16 protein-coding genes are annotated in these 17,032 nt (G+C 69.5%); 7 read left to right on the forward strand and 9 right to left on the reverse strand.

The genetic code is table 11. The annotated features are described in order from the left end of the window. Positions 1–78 precede the first annotated feature (78 nt). Genes guaA through guaB form a run of 5 tightly spaced genes read right to left on the reverse strand, consistent with a single transcriptional unit; the run spans position 79 to position 5,726 of the window. Positions 79–1,656, reverse strand: a complete 1,578-nt coding sequence (gene guaA, locus KOL93_RS14010; RefSeq protein WP_221586024.1) for a glutamine-hydrolyzing GMP synthase — start codon at positions 1,654–1,656, stop codon at positions 79–81. Then, positions 1,646–2,206: a DUF3817 domain-containing protein gene (locus KOL93_RS14015; protein WP_221586025.1), complete on the reverse strand. Its 561-nt coding sequence runs from the start codon at positions 2,204–2,206 to the stop codon at positions 1,646–1,648. Before KOL93_RS14015 ends, guaA begins: the two co-directional genes overlap by 11 nt. Before the next feature lie 58 nt (positions 2,207–2,264). After that, positions 2,265–3,095, reverse strand: a complete 831-nt coding sequence (locus KOL93_RS14020; RefSeq protein ID WP_260406601.1) for an SURF1 family protein — start codon at positions 3,093–3,095, stop codon at positions 2,265–2,267. Continuing rightward, the gene (locus KOL93_RS14025; RefSeq protein WP_221586247.1) at positions 3,092–4,204 is read right to left on the reverse strand and encodes a GuaB3 family IMP dehydrogenase-related protein; all 1,113 of its coding nucleotides are present in this window, start codon (positions 4,202–4,204) and stop codon (positions 3,092–3,094) included. Before KOL93_RS14025 ends, KOL93_RS14020 begins: the two co-directional genes overlap by 4 nt. A gap of 19 nt (positions 4,205–4,223) precedes the next feature. Then, a complete protein-coding gene (guaB, locus tag KOL93_RS14030; protein ID WP_221586026.1) occupies positions 4,224–5,726 on the reverse strand; it encodes an IMP dehydrogenase in 1,503 nt (500 codons plus the stop codon). Between the two features lie 249 nt (positions 5,727–5,975). On the opposite strand from guaB, the gene KOL93_RS14035 reads away from it, so the two are divergent. Genes KOL93_RS14035 through KOL93_RS14050 form a run of 4 tightly spaced genes read left to right on the forward strand, consistent with a single transcriptional unit; the run spans position 5,976 to position 10,040 of the window. Then, the gene (locus KOL93_RS14035; protein WP_221586027.1) at positions 5,976–7,307 is read left to right on the forward strand and encodes a branched-chain amino acid ABC transporter permease; all 1,332 of its coding nucleotides are present in this window, start codon (positions 5,976–5,978) and stop codon (positions 7,305–7,307) included. A 9-nt stretch (positions 7,308–7,316) separates the two neighbouring features. Beyond that, positions 7,317–8,300 carry a branched-chain amino acid ABC transporter permease gene (locus KOL93_RS14040; RefSeq protein WP_221586028.1) on the forward strand — a complete coding sequence of 328 codons (984 nt, stop codon included), beginning with the start codon at positions 7,317–7,319 and terminating at the stop codon, positions 8,298–8,300. Continuing rightward, a complete protein-coding gene (locus KOL93_RS14045) occupies positions 8,287–9,264 on the forward strand; it encodes an ABC transporter ATP-binding protein (protein ID WP_221586029.1) in 978 nt (325 codons plus the stop codon). Before KOL93_RS14040 ends, KOL93_RS14045 begins: the two co-directional genes overlap by 14 nt. Further along, the gene (locus tag KOL93_RS14050) at positions 9,261–10,040 is read left to right on the forward strand and encodes an ABC transporter ATP-binding protein (protein WP_221586030.1); all 780 of its coding nucleotides are present in this window, start codon (positions 9,261–9,263) and stop codon (positions 10,038–10,040) included. Before KOL93_RS14045 ends, KOL93_RS14050 begins: the two co-directional genes overlap by 4 nt. 68 nt (positions 10,041–10,108) lie before the next feature. On the opposite strand, the gene KOL93_RS14055 is transcribed toward KOL93_RS14050, so the two are convergent. The 3 genes from KOL93_RS14055 to KOL93_RS14065 are packed head-to-tail and all read right to left on the reverse strand — an operon-like array spanning position 10,109 to position 13,165. Next, positions 10,109–11,605, reverse strand: a complete 1,497-nt coding sequence (locus tag KOL93_RS14055; protein WP_221586031.1) for a tripartite tricarboxylate transporter permease — start codon at positions 11,603–11,605, stop codon at positions 10,109–10,111. Between the two features lies 1 nt (position 11,606). After that, positions 11,607–12,206 carry a tripartite tricarboxylate transporter TctB family protein gene (locus KOL93_RS14060; RefSeq protein ID WP_221586032.1) on the reverse strand — a complete coding sequence of 200 codons (600 nt, stop codon included), beginning with the start codon at positions 12,204–12,206 and terminating at the stop codon, positions 11,607–11,609. Further along, complete coding sequence (locus KOL93_RS14065; RefSeq protein ID WP_221586248.1) at positions 12,203–13,165, reverse strand: tripartite tricarboxylate transporter substrate binding protein; 963 nt, start codon at positions 13,163–13,165, stop codon at positions 12,203–12,205. Before KOL93_RS14065 ends, KOL93_RS14060 begins: the two co-directional genes overlap by 4 nt. Positions 13,166–13,368: 203 nt before the next feature. On the opposite strand from KOL93_RS14065, the gene KOL93_RS14070 reads away from it, so the two are divergent. Both KOL93_RS14070 and KOL93_RS14075 read left to right on the forward strand, forming a co-directional pair. Next, positions 13,369–14,640, forward strand: a complete 1,272-nt coding sequence (locus KOL93_RS14070) for an ATP-binding protein (protein WP_308291644.1) — start codon at positions 13,369–13,371, stop codon at positions 14,638–14,640. Further along, entirely contained in the window at positions 14,637–15,374 is a 738-nt protein-coding gene (locus KOL93_RS14075; protein ID WP_221586033.1) for a response regulator, read from the forward strand. The genes KOL93_RS14070 and KOL93_RS14075 overlap by 4 nt, the downstream gene beginning before the upstream one ends. 1 nt (position 15,375) lies before the next feature. Here the strand turns inward: KOL93_RS14075 and KOL93_RS14080 are convergent, their stop codons facing one another. Beyond that, positions 15,376–16,581, reverse strand: coding sequence for a class I SAM-dependent methyltransferase (locus KOL93_RS14080; protein WP_221586034.1), 1,206 nt, complete (start codon positions 16,579–16,581; stop codon positions 15,376–15,378). Positions 16,582–16,722: 141 nt separating this feature from the next. Between KOL93_RS14080 and groES the strand changes: the two genes are divergently transcribed. Next, on the forward strand, positions 16,723–17,019 hold the full coding sequence (groES, locus tag KOL93_RS14085; RefSeq protein ID WP_221586035.1) for a co-chaperone GroES: 297 nt from the start codon (positions 16,723–16,725) through the stop codon (positions 17,017–17,019). Positions 17,020–17,032 lie beyond the last annotated feature (13 nt).

Here is a 17,032-nt window from a genome sequence, read left to right on the forward strand (position 1 = left end):
AGCGACTCCGTCACTCCCACTCGCCCGCTGACGCGGCCAAGTGCCACACTGTGCCGTCTGCGAGTGGAAGCGACTCCGTCACTCCCACTCGATGGTCGCCGGCGGCTTGCTCGTCACGTCGAGGGTGACGCGGTTGATCTCGGAGACCTCGTTGGTGATGCGGTTCGAGATCTTCGCGAGCACGTCATAGGGCAGCCGCGTCCAGTCGGCCGTCATCGCGTCCTCGCTCGAGACAGGGCGCAGCACGACGGGGTGACCGTACGTGCGGCCGTCGCCCTGCACGCCCACGCTGCGGACATCGGCGAGCAGCACGACGGGGCACTGCCAGATCTCGCCGTCGAGACCGGCGGCCGTGAGCTCCTCGCGCGCGATCGCGTCGGCCTCGCGCAGCGTCTCGAGCCGGTCGTGCGTGACCTCGCCGATGATGCGGATCCCGAGGCCCGGCCCGGGGAACGGCTGGCGGCCGACGATCGCCTCGGGCAGACCCAGCTCGCGCCCGATCTGCCGCACCTCGTCCTTGAAGAGGGTGCGCAGCGGCTCGATCAGGTCGAAGTCGAGGTCGTCAGGGAGACCGCCGACGTTGTGGTGGCTCTTGATATTCGCCGTGCCGGATCCGCCGCCCGATTCGACGACGTCCGGGTACAGCGTTCCCTGTACGAGGAACTTGATCGGCTCGCCAGAGGCCTTCGCCTCGTCGACGAGCTCGCGCTGGACCTGCTCGAACGCGCGGATGAACTCGCGCCCGATGATCTTGCGCTTGGTCTCGGGATCCGTGACGCCCGCGAGGTGACTGAGGAACGTCTCCTCCGCGTCGACCGTGATGAGGCGCACGCCCGTCGACGCGACGTAGTCCTGCTCGACCTGCTCGCGCTCGCCCTTGCGGAGGAGGCCGTGATCGACGAACACGGCGGTGAGCTGGTCGCCGATCGCCCGGTGCACGAGGGCCGTCGAGACGGCCGAGTCGACGCCGCCGGAGAGCGCGGAGATGACGCGGGCGGATCCGACCTGCTCCCGGATGCGCGCGACCTGCTCGTCGATGACGGATCCGCTCGTCCAGTCGCCGGCGAGGCCCGCGGCGCGGTGCAGGAAGTTCTCGATGACCTTCTGGCCGTGGTCGGAGTGCTTGACCTCGGGGTGCCACTGCACGCCGTAGAAGCACGCCTCGGCGTTGCCGAACGCCGCGACGGGCGTCGACGCGGTGGAGGCGAGCACGTCGTAGCCCGCCGGAGCCTTCGCGACGGAGTCGCCGTGGCTCATCCACACGTTCTGCGCGGCGGGCGTGCCCTCGAGGAGCACGCTCGCGTTCGCCTTGACCGTCGCGTCGGTCGCGCCGTACTCGCGCTGTCCGGTGTGCGCGACCTCGCCGCCGAGCGCCTGCGCCATGACCTGAAAGCCGTAGCAGATGCCGAGCGTCGGGATGCCGAGCTCGAACACCTCTGCGTCGAACTGCGGCGCGCCCTCGGCGTACACGGAGGACGGGCCGCCGGAGAGGATGATCGCGACGGGGTTCTTCTCGCGCACCTCCGCGGCCGTGATCGTGTGCGGCACGAGCTCGCTGAACACGCGGGCCTCGCGCACGCGGCGCGCGATCAGCTGGGCGTACTGGGCGCCGAAGTCGACGACCAGAACCGGTCGCTGGGCGGTGTCACTGCTCAAGAGCGGCCTCCTGGGTGGGATCGGTCGGTGCTGATGCCTGCTTCGCGGCGCGCTTCTCGGCCGCGCGCTCCTCGCGCTCGGCCAGGTAGGCCCTCACCTCGCGGGCGACGATGCCCTCCATGATGAACGACAGGAACGGCACGACGCCGCCGCCCGCCAGCATGAGGAAGCGGCCGAGGCCCCAGCGCATGAGGCTCCAGAGCCAGAAGCACGCGGCGAGGTAGGCCACGTAGAGCCAGCCGTGCGCGATGAGGATGCCGAGCGACAGGTTGATCCCGCCGGAGCTCTCGCCCGTCGACACGATCTCGCACCCGCCGGCGCCCATCGCGAACTGCGAGTACCAGAGGCAGTCGCCTGCGGGGATCACGGGCGCGAACCAGAGGAAGCCACCCGATCCGCCGGCGAAGAGCTCGACGTGAAGGGGCGAGTACTTCAGCACCATCTCGGCGACGAGCAGCAGCAGGCCAACGCCCGTGATGATGCTCGTGATCTGGTAGAAGCGGAGGGCTGCGCGGATCCGGGGGAACGTCGAGATCCGTGGCTGAGGCATGGTGACAATTCTATGCCCGCGAAACTGGGCGATCCGTCACGGCCCCGGTCCGCTCCACTCAGTCGATCTCGTCGGGATCGACGCCGGCGAGCTCCTCGAGCTCGCGCTCCCAGGCGTCCTTCGCGAGGCGATACCAGAGATAGAACGAGAAGGCCGCGAAGACCGCCCACTCGAGCGCATAGAAGAGGTTCAGCCAGTTGACGCTGCTGTCCTCGGCCGGCGCGGGCGAGGAGATCGTCTCGAGGCCCGTGTCGTCGATCTGCCCCGTCGGATCCGACGACGCGAGGAAGACGCGGTAGACGTCGCCCTCGACGTCCGCCCACTGAGCGAGCATCGCCGCGGGCGACATGCGCGTGATCTCGAACGGGTCGTCGCCCGTCGCGGGACGGGGACCCTCGTCGGGGATCACCCGGCCCGTGAGCGCGACCGTGTCGCCGGTCACCGCGTCGCCGAGCGCGCGGGCCGCCTGATCGGCCTGCTCGCGGTCGGGCGTCCAGCCGATCGCGACTGCGAGCGACGATCCGGCCTCCGTCACGAACCGCCCGGTGACCCAGAAGCCGTCGTCGCCGTCATTGATGCGATCGGTCACGACGAGGAAGTCGTTCGGACTCCACGTGCCCGCGACGTCGACCTGCTGCCCCACGAGCGGCCCGGGCAGGTAGTCCGCGGGCGACACCACTTCGTCGATCGGCAGGACCTGCTCGGTGGCTCCCTCGGGCAGCGGGTCCGTGTCGATGGCGCGCACGAGCTGCCACTGGAGCAGCCACGCGAAGATCGCCGCGACCGCCAGACACAGCACCAGCATGCCGATCCACCGCGGACGCAGCATGACCTCGCGGAGCGTCGGAGGGAACTCCTGAGGGTCGAGCTCTGCGATGTCGTGCGTCATTCGTAGGGAGTGACGACGACGTCGACGCGCTGGAACTCCTTGATGTCGGAGTAACCCGTGGTCGCCATCGACTTACGCAGCGCGCCCACGAGGTTGGTCGTGCCGTCCGCGACCTGTGCGGGGCCGTACAGCACCTCCTCCATCGTGGCGACCTGCTCGACGGCCACGCGGCGGCCGCGCGGAAGCGACGGGTGGTGCGCCTCGGCACCCCAGTGGTAGCCGAGCCCCGGCGCATCGGTCGCGCGGGCGAGGGCCACGCCGAGCATGACGGCGTCGGCGCCCATCGCGATGGCCTTGACGATGTCGCCCGACGTGCCGATGCTGCCATCGGCGATGACGTGCACGTAGCGGCCACCCGACTCATCCATGTAGTCGCGGCGCGCACCCGCGACGTCGGCCACGGCCGTCGCCATCGGAGTGTGGATGCCGAGCGATGCGCGCGTCGTCGACGCGGCTCCGCCGCCGAAGCCGACGAGCACTCCCGCCGCGCCCGTGCGCATCAGGTGCAGCGCGGCGCGGTAGGTGCCCGCGCCGCCGACGATGACGGGCACGTCGAGGTCGTAGATGAACTGCTTGAGGTTGAGCGGCTCGGCGGCGCTCGACACGTGCTCGGCCGACACGGTCGTGCCGCGGATCACGAACAGGTCGACGCCGGCCTTCACGACCGTCTCGTAGTGCTCCTGCGTAAGCTGCGGAGACAGGGCTCCCGCGACCACGACGCCCGCCTCGCGGATCTCCGCGATGCGCTGCGTGATGAGCTCCGGCCGGATCGGCTGCGCGTAGAGCGCCTGCATGCGGCGCGTGGCCGAGACGGCGGGAAGCGACGCGATCTCGGCGAGCAGGGGCTCGGGATCCTCGTAGCGGGTCCACAGCCCTTCGAGGTCGAGCACGCCGAGCGCGCCCATCCGGCCGAGGGCGATCGCAGTCTTCGGGCTCACGACCGAGTCCATCGGCGCGCCGATGATCGGCGTGTCGAACGTGAAGGCGTCGATCGACCACGTGGTCGAGACGTCAGACGAGTTGCGTGTGCGCCGCGACGGCACGACCGCGATGTCGTCGAACGTGTACGCGCGTCTGGCTCGCTTGCCGCGGCCGAGTTCGATCTCCATACTCACCAGGACAGCCTACTCAGCGCTTGTAGTTCGGCGCTTCGACGACCATCTGGACGTCGTGCGGATGCGACTCCTTGAGCCCGGCCGGCGTGATGCGCACGAACCTGCCCTTGCTCTTGAGCTCGTCGATCGTGCGCGCGCCGACGTAGAACATCGACTGACGCAGCCCGCCCGTCAGCTGATAGGCGACCGCGGACACCGGGCCGCGGTAGGCGACCTGGCCCTCGATGCCCTCGGGGATGAGCTTGTCGTCGGTCGGCACGTCGGCCTGGAAGTAGCGGTCCTTCGAATACGAGGTCTTCTTGCCGCGCGTCTGCATCGCGCCGAGGGATCCCATGCCCCGGTACAGCTTGAACTGCTTGCCGTTCTGGAACACGAGCTCGCCCGGCGACTCGTCGGTGCCGGCGAGGAGGGATCCGAGCATCACCGTGTCGGCGCCCGCGACGAGCGCCTTCGCGATGTCACCGGAGTGCTGCAGGCCGCCGTCGGCGATGAGCGGGACCCCCGCCGCGCGGCACGCGAGCGACGCCTCGTAGATCGCGGTGACCTGGGGCACGCCCACACCCGCGACGACGCGCGTCGTGCAGATCGAGCCGGGGCCGACGCCCACCTTGACGGCGTCGACGCCCGCATCGATGAGCGCCTGAGCGCCCTCTCGCGTGGCGACGTTGCCGCCCACGATGTCGATGTGCGAGAACGACGCATCGGCCTTCAGCCGCTGGACGATGTCGACGACGCCCTGCGACTGGCCGTTGGCCGTGTCGACGACGATGAGGTCGACGCCCGCATCGCGCAGGGCCTCCGCGCGCTCCCATGCCTCGCCGAAGAAGCCGATCGCGGCGCCGACGCGCAGCCGGCCGGTGTCGTCCTTCGTCGAGTGCGGGTACTGCTCGGTCTTGTCGAAGTCCTTGATCGTGATGAGGCCCTCAAGGCGCCCCTCGGCGTCGACGAGCGGCAGCTTCTCGATGCGGTGCTTCGCCAGCAGCGCGAGCACCTCGTCGCCCGAGATGCCGCGCGTGCCCGTGACGAGGCCGTCCTTCGTCATGACGTCCCTGACGAGCGTCGTGGACTTGACGTCGTCGTGGACGAAGCGCATGTCGCGGTTGGTGATGATGCCGACGAGGATGCCGTCGTCATCGACCACGGGGAGGCCGGAGATGCGGTACTCGCCGCAGATCGCATCGACGTCGGCGATCGTCGCGTCGGCGCTCGTCGTGATCGGGTCGGTCACCATGCCCGACTCGCTGCGCTTGACGCGGTTCACGGCGGCGGCCTGGTCGTCGATCGACATGTTGCGGTGCAGGATCCCGATGCCGCCCTGACGCGCGAGCGCGATCGCCATACGACTCTCGGTGACGGTGTCCATGGCCGCCGACAGCAGCGGCAGCTCGACGCGGATCCGCTTCGTGAGCTGCGAGGACGTGTCGGCTTCGCTGGGGATGACGTCGGTGTGCCCGGGGAGGAGCAGCACGTCGTCGTAGGTGAGTCCGGTGAAGCCGAAGGGGTCGTGTTCCGTCATGAGTCGGGTCTCCTGCGTGACGCTCGTGTGCTCGTGGCCGCGGGCGCACGACGCACGCCGTGAGAACTCCCGCTCGTCGATTCTATTCCCGCCCGCTGGGCGCCGGATCCACTGCCGTCGAACACGCCACGCCCGGATGACGTCTCGAAGAAGGGTTTCAGGAAACACTCAGTTCACATTAAGCTCCTACTTTCGATACCCAACTCCGACGCCACCCGATCGTCGGAGACGGCGTCGACCGGAGGATTCATGAATCACGCCACCGCCCCACGCGGGCGGGCGAGGATCAGCGCGACGCTCGCGCTCCTCGCCGCGTTCCTTGTCACGCTCCTCGGCTTCTCGCTGGCACCGCAGCCCGCGTCCGCAGCCGACGGAGACCCCTACACGCTCTCGGGCAATGTGCACCACGAGGGCGAACCGCTCGAAGGGATCGAGCTGGCGATCGACGGCCCAGGGGGTGAGCAGCAGGTCGTCACCGACGACGAGGGCAGGTGGCAGGTCAAGGTCCCAGAGCGCAACGTGACCTACATCGTCACCCTCGACGAGGACACCCTCCCCGACGGCATCACCGTCATCGACGAGTCCGGCGAGAACGACACCCCGCACATCGTCGAGGCCGAGATGGGCGCGGGCGGGCGACTGGCCGTCAACTTCTTCATCGGCGAAGGAGAGCGCAACACCGTCGGCTTCGTCGATCAGCTCGTCGACCGCGTCTTCAAGGGCATCAACTTCGGCCTCATGCTCGCGCTGGCGGCCGTCGGCATCTCGCTCGTGTACGGCACGACGAAGCTGTCGAACTTCGCACATGCCGAGATGGTGACGTTCGGAGCCGTCGTCGCGTACGGCCTGTCGAGCACCGCAACGCTCGGCCTGCCGCTCTGGATCGCGCTGATCCTGACGGTCGCGCTCTCGGCGCTGATGGGACTGTCCCTCGACGCCATGCTGTGGCGGCCCCTGCGCCGACGCGGCGCCGGCATCGTGCAGCTGATGATCGTCTCGATCGGCCTCTCACTCGCGATGCGCTTCATCTTCCAGTTCTTCATCGGCGGCGGCACGCTCCAGCTCCCGCCTCTCGCCGACACCGCGAAGATCCCGCTGTTCGGCGCCGTCGCCATCAGCCCGATGGAGATGATGTCGATGGCGATCTCGCTCGTCGTGCTCGTCGCCTTCGCGGCCTGGCTGACGTACAGCCGGGTCGGGAAGGCGACGCGAGCGATCAGCGACAACGCGTCCCTCGCGAGCGCGACCGGAATCGACGTCGATCGCGTCGTCCGCATCGTGTGGATCCTGTCGGGAGCCCTGGCCGGGCTTGCCGGCATCCTCTACGCGTACTACCGCCCGGGGATCCGCTTCGACATGGGGATGCACATCCTGCTGCTCGTGTTCGCGGCGGTCACGCTCGGCGGTCTCGGCACGGCGTACGGCGCCCTGGTCGGAGCCCTGATCGTCGGCGTCCTCGTCGAGGTCTCGAGCCTGTGGATCCCCGCAGACCTCCGATACGTCGGCGCGCTCTTCGTTCTCATCATCGTCCTCCTCGTCCGACCGCAGGGGCTGCTCGGTCGACGAGAGCGGATCGGTTAGGAGCCGGACATGGACTGGAATCTCATCATCGAGCAGTCGCTGTCGTCGCTGCTCTCGCCCGCCACGATGGCGTTCGCGCTCGCCGCCCTGGGCCTCGCGCTCCACTTCGGATTCACCGGCCTGCTCAACATGGGCGTCGCCGGATTCATGGCGCTCGGCGCATACGGATACGCGATCAGCGTGCTCACGTTCGGGTTCCCCTGGTGGGCCGGTGTGCTGATCGGCATGATCGCCGCGGCGCTGTTCGCCCTCATCCTCGGGATCCCGACGCTTCGACTCCGCGGGGACTACCTCGCGATCGCCACGATCGCGGCCGCCGAGGTCGTGCGCCTGTTCTTCCTGACGACGGCGTTCGACGCGGTGACCGGATCCGCCGACGGCCTCAGCGGCTACCACGGGTCGTTCCGCGAGATGAACCCGATCCCGCCCGGAACGTACGGCTTCGGCCCGTTCACATACAACGCGAACGGCTGGTGGGTGCGGATCGCCGGCATCATCCTCGTCGCGATCGCCGTGCTCGTGATCTGGCTGCTCACACGCAGCCCGTGGGGTCGCGTGCTGAAGGGCATCCGCGAGGACGAGGACGCCGTGCGCGCGCTCGGCAAGAACGTCTTCGCCTACAAGATGCAGGCGCTCGTCGTCGGCGGCGTCATCGCCTCTCTCGGCGGCGTCATCTGGGCTCTGCCGAGCGCGGTCAACCCGAACACGTACATGACGTCGACGACGTTCTTCGTCTGGACGGCGCTGCTCCTCGGCGGCGCGGCCACCGTGTTCGGCCCGCTCCTTGGAGCCGTCCTGTTCTGGTTCGTTCGCACGCTGCTCGGAGTCCTCCTCCCGCAGATGGTCGAAGCGGGCTACCTCCCCTTCATGAGCTCCATCCAGGCGGCGACGTTCCGAGACATCCTCATCGGCGTCGCGCTCATGCTGCTCGTGATCTTCATGCCGCAGGGACTCCTCGGCAACAAGAAGGAGCTGACCTTTGTCAAGCAATGACGCACCTCAGACCAGCCCGGTCGCGCGTCCGAAGACGACGGGGCTGCACATCGGCGATGCCGCGGCCGGCGTGGCCAAGAAGGATCCGATCATCGTCGCCGACGGCGTCACCCGCCATTTCGGCGGCATGACCGCCGTCGACGTCGCGCATCTCGAGGTCCCCCGCGGCGCGATCACGGCGCTCATCGGCCCCAACGGAGCGGGCAAGACGACGCTGTTCAACCTGCTCACGGGCTTCGATCAGCCGAACACGGGCACGTGGTCGTTCGAGGGCCGGTCGCTCGCGAACGTCCCCGCGCACCGCGTCGCCCGCCGCGGTCTCGTGCGCACCTTCCAGCTCACGAAGGCGCTGGGCCTCATGACCGTCATGGACAACATGAAGCTCGGTCAGACGGGCCAGCGCGGCGAGAGATTCTGGTCGAGCCTGATCCCTGCGCTCTGGAAGGAGCAGGACCAGGCGATCGAGGAGCGAGCGCTCGAGCTGCTCGAGCGCTTCAAGCTCGACACCAAGAAGGACGACTTCGCGGCGTCCCTCTCCGGCGGTCAGCGCAAGCTCCTCGAGATGGCTCGCGCGCTCATGACGGTTCCGACCCTCGTGATGCTCGACGAGCCGATGGCCGGTGTGAACCCCGCCCTCACCGAGAGCCTGCTCGAGCACATCCTCGACCTCAAGGACGAGGGCATGACCGTGCTGTTCGTCGAGCACGACATGCACATGGTCCAGCACATCGCCGACTGGGTCGTCGTCATGGCCGAGGGCCGAATCGTCGCCGAAGGGCCCCCGGCGGATGTCATGAAGGACAAGGCCGTCATCGACGCCTACCTCGGCGCCCACCAGGACGTCGACCTCGGCGTCGTCACCGGGCGCATCCAGGTCGTCAGGACCGAGGACGCGCCGACGCTCAGCGCGGAGGACATCACCGCGGCAGGTCAGGCGGAAGCCGAAGAGGAGGACCCCCGATGAGCACGACAGAGGACCGCACGCTCGTCGTGAACGTCGACAGTGTCACGGCCGGGTACCTGCCGGGGGTGAACATCCTCACCGAATGCAACCTCACGGCGTACCAGGGCGAGCTCATCGGCATCATCGGCCCGAACGGCGCCGGCAAGTCGACCCTGCTCAAGTCGATCTTCGGTCTCGTGCACGTGCGCGACGGCTCGATCACGCTCGAGGGCGAGGACATCACCAACCTGAAGGCGAACCAGCTCGTCGCCCGAGGAGTCGGCTTCATCCCGCAGTCCAACAACGTGTTCCCCTCGCTCACGATCGAGGAGAACCTGCAGATGGGCGTCTTCCAGAAGCCGTCGCTGTTCGACGAGCGCGTGGCATTCGTCACCGAGATCTTCCCCGATCTCAAGAAGCGCCTGAAGCAGCGCGCAGGCGGGCTCTCGGGCGGTGAGCGCCAGATGGTCGCCATGAGCCGCGCGCTCATGATGGACCCGAAGGTGCTGCTTCTCGACGAGCCCTCCGCGGGCCTCTCCCCCGTCCGCCAGGACGAGGCGTTCATCCGCGTGAGCGAGATCAACAAGGCGGGGGTGACCTGCATCATGGTCGAGCAGAACGCGCGGCGCTGCCTGCAGATCTGCGATCGCGGCTACGTCCTCGATCAGGGCCACGACGCCTATACGGGCTCGGGCCGCGAGCTGATGCACGATCCGAAGGTCATGCAGCTGTATCTCGGGACACTCGGATCCGAGCAGAACGCCGAGACGGGCACGCACAAGCACGTCGCCGACTGACGCGCGCCGGAAGGCGGATGCGCTGATCCGACTCGGATCGGCGCACCCGCCTTCTCGCGGTCCCGCGGTCAGCGCCGCTTTGCGCGGATCCGCCCGCGGACCGTGAAGAACAGCACGATGACGAGGACGCCGTAGAGCGTCAGCGAGATCGGGCTCTGCACGAGCACCGAGAAGTCGCCGTCGGCGCTCATCGCGGCGTCGCGGAGCCCGGTCTCGGCGACCGGGCCGAGCACCATGCCGATGATCAGCGGAGCGACCGGGAAGTCGGCCGCGCGCATGAGGAAGCCCGCGATGCCGACGCCGAGGAGCATCAGCAGGTCGAACGTCGACCCCGACGTCGCGTAGATGCCCAGGGCGCACAGCATCGCGATGCCGGCGTAGAGATAGGGTCGCGGCACGAGCAGCAGCTTCGCCCACACCATCGCGAACGGCAGGTTGATCACGAGGAGCACGATCATCGCGATGAAGAAGCTCGCGAGAAGCGCCCACACGAGATCGGGTGCGCGCTCGAACAGGAGCGGTCCCGGCTGCAGGCCATACTGGCGGAACGCGGCGAGCATGATCGCGGCCGTCGCCGAGATCGGAAGCCCGAGCGCGAGGAGCGCCCCCATGGCCATGCCCGTCGTCGAGTTGCCTGCGGCCTCGGGCGCGGCGAGCCCGCGGATCGCGCCGTGGCCGAACTGCGGGCTCCGCCGCCGCGCGTCGAGGCGCTTCTCGAGCCCATAGGCAAGGAAGGTCGGGATCTCGGCACCGCCCGCGGGGACGATTCCGAACGGCAGGCCGATCGCCGTCCCGCGCGCCCATGCCGGCGCCGCCTCCCTGACATCCTTCCACTTCAGCCACGAACGCCCCGTCGGCCGGATGAGCTCCGACCCCGCTCGGTGCCGCTCGAGGCAGCCGACGTAGATGACCTCGCCGAGCGCGAGGACGCCGACGGTGACGGTGACGAGCGAGACGCCGTCGAAGAGCTGCGGGGATCCCGCGGTGAAGCGCGGAGCGCCCGAGACGCCGTCGATGCCGATAACGGCGATGCCGAGACCGAGGAAGAGCGACGAGAGCCCCTTGACCGGGCTGTCGGTCACGACCGACGACGTCGCGACGAACGCGAACACCGCGAGGGCGAAGAACTCCGCCGGTCCGAACTGCGTCGAGAACTCGGCGAGCGCGGGCGCGAGGAAGACGACGAGGATCGATGCGACGAACCCGCCGATGAAGGCGCCGATCGCGGCGGTCGCGAGAGCCTGTGACGCCCTCCCCCGCTTTGCCATCCGGTGCCCCTCGAACGTCGAGGCGATGGCGGACGCCTGCCCCGGGGTGTTCATGAGGATCCCCATGGTCGAGTCGCCGAAGAGCCCGCCGAAGTAGACGCCGGCGAACATGATGAACGCCGCCGTCGGCTCGAGCGAGAACGTGACGGGCAGGAGGAGCGCGACCGCCATGGAGGAGCCGAGGCCGGGCATGACGCCGACGGCCGTTCCGATGAGGCATCCGAAGATCACCCAGACGAGGTTCTGCCAGGTGAGGGCTCCGGTGAAGCCGTCGGCGAGAAGCTGCAGCGATTCCATGTCAGAAACCCCCTCCGAGGATCCCGGACGGCAGCGACAGTCCGAGCGCCATGTCGAACGCGATGTACGTCGCCGAGCTCATGGCGAACCCGACGATGAGCGAGAAGAGCGGACGGGGCGAACCGAAGCCGCGCGCGACGCACCAGAACAGCAGGCCGGCGCCGACGATCCACCCGAGGATCTGGAGCGACAGCGTGAACCCGAGGACGGATCCGACGATCCACGCGAACGAGCGCCAGTCCATGCCGACGCGGCGCGTGACGAGCGTCGACGTGCCGTCGGTCGGCGCGTCATCGTCCGGGGAATCCGAGGCGGGTGCCGGCGCGCGCCAGCCGCGGACCGCGCTCACGACGAGCATCGCCGCGAAGGCGTAGAGGCCCGTCATGATGATCGCCGGGAAGAACCGCGGCCCGGGGAACGCCGTGCCCGGCGGGATCTGCATCGTGGCGATGCCGACGGCGAGATATGTCGCGAAGGCGACCAGCAGCACGGGCATGAGCAGCGCGACCGCGAGCGCCGAGCCCCGTCCCGACCGCGAGCCGAACTCGAGCCGTTCGCCGACGACCGCCGACACGGCCGTGGGGTTGTTCGATCCGCTCACAGGCCCATCTCCTCGTACAGCGCTTCGATACGGGTGGTCTCCTCGTCGAGGAACACGTCGAGCTCGTCTCCGGTGATGACCTGCTCCGTCCAGTGGTATCGATCGATGGCGCCCTGCCATTCGGCGGTCGAGGTGGTGTCGACGACGAGCTCTCGAAGCCCCTCGACGTCCTCCTCGCGGAGGCCGGCGGGGGCGGCGAGCATGCGCCAGTTCGTCAGAGAGATGTCGTAGCCCTGTTCGGCCGCCGTCGGGATCTCGATGCCGTCGACGGGGTCCTTCGCGACGAGTGCGAGCGGGCGCAGGCGCCCCGACTCGATCTGGTCGATGTTGTCGGGATATCCGCCCGCGGCCGCGGCCGCGGTCCCGTTGAGGAGGGCCTGGATCGCCTCGCCGCCGCCGTCCGACGAGATGTAGGTGGTGTCGACGGGATCGATCCCCGCGGCGAGCGCGAGGTCGGTCACGACCAGCTGATCGAAGGAGCCTCCTCCCGTCCAGGGGACCGCGCCCGGGTCCTCTCGCCACGCCTCGACGAGGTCGTCGAGCGTCTCGTACGGCGAGTCGGCGGGCACGACGATGACGTCGTACTCCTCGACGACGACCGCCAGGGGCGTGACGTCGTCGAGCGTCGCCGCCGTGCCGTACTGGATGGTCGCGGCGAGCAGCCCCGTTCCGCCGACGAGCAGGTTGCCCGGTTCGCCGTCCAGCACCGACAGGTTGCCGAGCGCGATCGTGCCACCGGCGCCCGGCATGTTCACGACCTGCGTGTTGTTGACGAGCCGGTTGGTCTTCTGGGCCTGCTGCATCTCGCGGGCGACCGTGTCCCAGCCGCCGCCGGCCGCGGCCGGCGCGATGATCGTCATCGACGACCGGATGTCGGTTCCCGCCGAGGCCGATCGGATCGACCCGTACCCGGCGACGACGATGAGGGACGCCGCGACCGTGCCGCCGACGAGGCGCATGACGAGGCGCCTCCTGCGAGAGCCGTCGGGACCGGCCGAGTGATTCGTGGACGCATCGGTCACGTGATCTCCTTCCTGTGCGACTCCGTCATCGACACAGTGGGGATCAGCCTCTCGGCGCCGCGAGATCGCGACAAGCCGCGGCGGGATTGTGCTCTATGATGCTCAGTCTGGCCGGAGACGCCCATCAGGAGGAGCATCGCGTGCACGCATGGTCCAGGCCGGAGACCCGACGGGCCCTCCTCCTGCTGATGCCGAGCCTCATCGTGCTCCTCAGCGTCGTCGCGACCACGATCGTCGCCGCGTCGGTCCAGATCGAGAGCATCCGCGAGTCGACCACGGCGCGGGTGCGCGATGTCGCGACGAGCCTGGCCCACCTCGACTCCGTGCATGACGCGCTCGAGCAGGCGAACGCCGATCCCGCAAGCAAGGTGGCAGAACGCGCGACCGTCGCCGACCCCGCGTTCGACAGTCTCCAGTCGCTCGCGACGCTCATCGAGCGCGCGTCCGACGTCGCGTACGTCGTCGTCGCAGGTCTCGACGAAACGCGGCTCACGCATCCGCAGCCGTCGGAGCGGGGGCAGCGCGTGCAGACGGACACCTCGCCGCTGCGCACCGGCGAGGTGTACGTCGGAACCGACACCGGGCCCGTCGGACCGACGCTGCGGATCAAGGTGCCCGTCTTCGACGACGACGGCGAGGTCATCGGCATGGTGGCCGTCGGCGTGCTCGAGGAGCGCCTCGCGGCTCGATACGAGGAGGCGCTGCGCGAGCTCCTGCCCTGGGAGATCGGCGCGCTCGTCGTCGGGATGCTCGCGAGCTCACTCATCTCCGTCGCGCTGCTCCGCCGCTTCCGCCGCGCGGACGACGGCGCCCGCGAGCTCGACGCGACGCGGAGGGTCACGCTCGCCCTGCGCGAGCAGTCGCACGAGTTCGACACGAGGATCCACGTCATCCGCGGCCTCCTCGCGCACGGCGACACGGCCGACGCGCTCGACTACGTCGAGGAGATCGCGCCCCGGCGGGGCACGGGCGGCGCCGGCGAGACCGGCCTGCCACCGCTCCCGCGCGCGACGATCGACGCCCTGCGCGCCGAGCTCGGGGCGCAGGGAGCCGCGCTCGATGTGACAGGCGATGCGGCGGCCGACATCGACGGCGACGTCACGCTCGTGCTCGCAAATCTGTGCCGCAACGCCGCCGAGGCGGGCGCGACGCTCGTCCGCACGCACCTCGTGCAGGATGGCGACCGCCTGCGCGGGACGGTCGAGGACGACGGGCCGGGGATCGCCGAGGCCGATGTCGACCGCGTCGTCGCGCGAGGATTCTCGACGAAGACCGACAGGGCGGACACCGTGCGCGGCGTCGGGCTCGACATGGTGCGCCGCACCGTGGCCTCGCGAGGAGGGTCGCTCGAGGTCGGACGCTCGGAGCTGGGTGGCGCCCGGTTCCGCTTCGAGATGCAGGTGGCCCCGTGACCGCAGACGCCCTTCGCGTGCTCGTCGTCGACGACGACCGGGGCGCGCGGCTCCTGCACGGCCGCTACGTCGACGAGGCGCCGGGGTTCGCCCTCGTCGGCCGCGTCGGCACGGGGCTCGCGGCGATCGAGTTCGCCGCGCACCACGACGTCGACCTAGTGCTGCTCGACATGCGCCTCCCCGACATCAGCGGCGTCGAGGTGCTGAACCGGCTGCGCACGCACGGGCTCGCGCACACCGACGTGCTCGTCATCAGCTCCTCGCAGGACCAGGTGACGGTCCGGCAGGCGCTCGCGGGCCGCGTGATCGGGTATCTCGTGAAGCCCTTCACACAGGAGCGCCTGCACGACCGTCTCGCCGCCTACCGCGCAGATCGGGCGGCCCGGAATGACGAGCGCGAACGCGACCGGCCGCTCGCCCAGGGCGAGATCGACCGCCTGCTCGCACCGGCTCGCGCGGGCGGCGACGTCGCGCCACGCACGCCGGCCCCCGCGAGCGAGCTCCCCCGCGGGATCTCCGAGGTGACCCTGCGTCGGGTGCTCGCGGAGCTGGATCCGATCGAGCCGCTCACTGCCGCGGAGCTCGCGGCGCGGAGCGAGATCTCCCGCGCGACGGCCCGACGCTATCTCGACCACCTCGTCGATGCCGGCCGCATCGACCGCGCGCACCGCTACGGCAGGCGGGGCCGCCCCGAGGTGCTCTACCGCCTCGCGCCCGGCACCGCGGAGGCGTAGCTCAGACAGCGCGCACGCGATCGGCGAGGATCGCCACGCGGCGCCCCTCGATCCGCGTGACGATGAGCGTCGCGGATCCGTCGCCCTGCAGCTTCAGCTTCTTGCGGAGCATCGCGGGATCGATGTCGACGCCGCGCTTCTTGATCTCGAGAGTGCCGATGCCCCGCTCTCGCAGAGCCTTTCCCAGCGCTTTGGGGTCCGTGGGAAGCGTTTCGCGCACACGGAACGTCTGCACGAACGGGCTCGTGAGCTCCGCGTCGCCCGTCAGATACGCGATGCCCTCGGCGACCGGCCCTGCCGCGAGCGCCCGCGCGACTTCGCCGACGAGGCGCGCGCGGATGACGGCACCTTCGGGTTCGTGCACGAACGATCCGAGCTCCCGCACCGGCTCGTCGTCGGCGTCGCCCGGAGCCGTGAGCTCGTGGACGCGGTCTCCTCGGATCACGAGGGCGGCGCGTCGCACACCTTCTCGCGCGAGCGAACCCGACCACAGCACGAGCTCGACGGTCGAGCCGTCCACGCCGATCCACTGCGCCTCGACATCGGCGGGGATGAGGTCGCGGTCGTGGGCGGGGCCGAGCTTGATGCCCGCGGGCAGGCGCCGCGCGAGGTCGAACGCCCAGTCGAGCGATGGCGAGTAGTCGTCGGCCGAGACGCGGCGCGTCTCGCTGTGCCCGGACGTGCGCCGCGCGGGGTCGAGCCAGACGGCGTCGACGCCCGTCAGATCGGCGCCCTCGGCACGTCCGTGGCGCACGTCGACGACCGCTCCGCCGGATCGGAACGGCGAGAGATTGTAGGCCGCGAGCGCCGCCGTGACCTCGTCGACGTCGACGGCCCGCACCCCGAGACCGAGAGACGCGAGGGCGAGGGAGTCCCCGCCGATGCCGCAGCCGAGGTCGGCGACGAGCCTCATCTCCGCGTGCGCGAAGCGGCCCGCGTGGTGCGCCGACACGGACATGCGGGTCGCCTGCTCGAGACCCGCCCGCGTGAAGAGCATGCGGTGCGAGAAGGATCCGAACTTCGTCTCGGCGCGCTGGCGCAGCCGCACCTGCCCGACGACGGCCGACACGCGGTCGGGGTCGTGCCCGTCGCGACGGAGTCTGGTCACCGCCCGCGCCACGTCGGCGGCCGTCGTGACCGGGTCGAGCGATTCGAGCAGCTCCATGGCCTCGGGCGTGAGCAGGGCGTCGAGCTCGGCGTGATCCATGCGTCCAGCGTAGGCAGGAGAAATCCGTTGGCACTCACGTTGCACGAGTGCCAATCGCCGCCCTAGACTGACGATTAGCACTCTCGGGTTGAGAGTGCGAACCTTACGTCTTCTGTCAGGACAGGAAAGCAGAGGTACACCGTGTCGGTTTCCATCAAGCCGCTCGAAGACCGCATCGTCATCAAGCAGGTCGAGGCTGAGCAGACCACGGCGAGCGGTCTCGTCATCCCCGACACCGCCAAGGAGAAGCCCCAGGAGGGCGAGGTCGTGGCGGTCGGGCCGGGTCGCATCGACGACAACGGCAACCGCATCCCGCTCGACGTGACCGTCGGCGACGTCGTTCTGTACAGCAAGTACGGCGGAACCGAGGTCAAGTTCGGCGCAGACGAGTTCCTCGTGCTGTCGGCACGCGACGTCCTCGCGGTCGTCGAGCGCTGATCTGCGCAACTCC

It is taken from the genome of Microbacterium salitolerans, from assembly GCF_019720895.1.
In the GTDB taxonomy this organism is placed as follows: Bacteria; Actinomycetota; Actinomycetes; order Actinomycetales; family Microbacteriaceae; genus Microbacterium.

Excerpts from the sequence above, each read along its gene's own strand:
- KOL93_RS14015 (WP_221586025.1), bottom strand. The coding sequence starts at position 2,206 with ATGCCTCAGCCACGGATCTCGACGTTCCCCCGGATCCGCGCAGCCCTC.
- KOL93_RS14020 (WP_260406601.1), bottom strand. The coding sequence starts at position 3,095 with ATGACGCACGACATCGCAGAGCTCGACCCTCAGGAGTTCCCTCCGACG.
- KOL93_RS14025 (WP_221586247.1), bottom strand. The coding sequence starts at position 4,204 with ATGGAGATCGAACTCGGCCGCGGCAAGCGAGCCAGACGCGCGTACACG.
- guaB (WP_221586026.1), bottom strand. The coding sequence starts at position 5,726 with ATGACGGAACACGACCCCTTCGGCTTCACCGGACTCACCTACGACGAC.
- KOL93_RS14035 (WP_221586027.1), top strand. The coding sequence starts at position 5,976 with ATGAATCACGCCACCGCCCCACGCGGGCGGGCGAGGATCAGCGCGACG.
- KOL93_RS14040 (WP_221586028.1), top strand. The coding sequence starts at position 7,317 with ATGGACTGGAATCTCATCATCGAGCAGTCGCTGTCGTCGCTGCTCTCG.
- KOL93_RS14050 (WP_221586030.1), top strand. The coding sequence starts at position 9,261 with ATGAGCACGACAGAGGACCGCACGCTCGTCGTGAACGTCGACAGTGTC.
- KOL93_RS14055 (WP_221586031.1), bottom strand. The coding sequence starts at position 11,605 with ATGGAATCGCTGCAGCTTCTCGCCGACGGCTTCACCGGAGCCCTCACC.
- KOL93_RS14065 (WP_221586248.1), bottom strand. The coding sequence starts at position 13,165 with ATGCGCCTCGTCGGCGGCACGGTCGCGGCGTCCCTCATCGTCGTCGCC.
- KOL93_RS14080 (WP_221586034.1), bottom strand. The coding sequence starts at position 16,581 with ATGGATCACGCCGAGCTCGACGCCCTGCTCACGCCCGAGGCCATGGAG.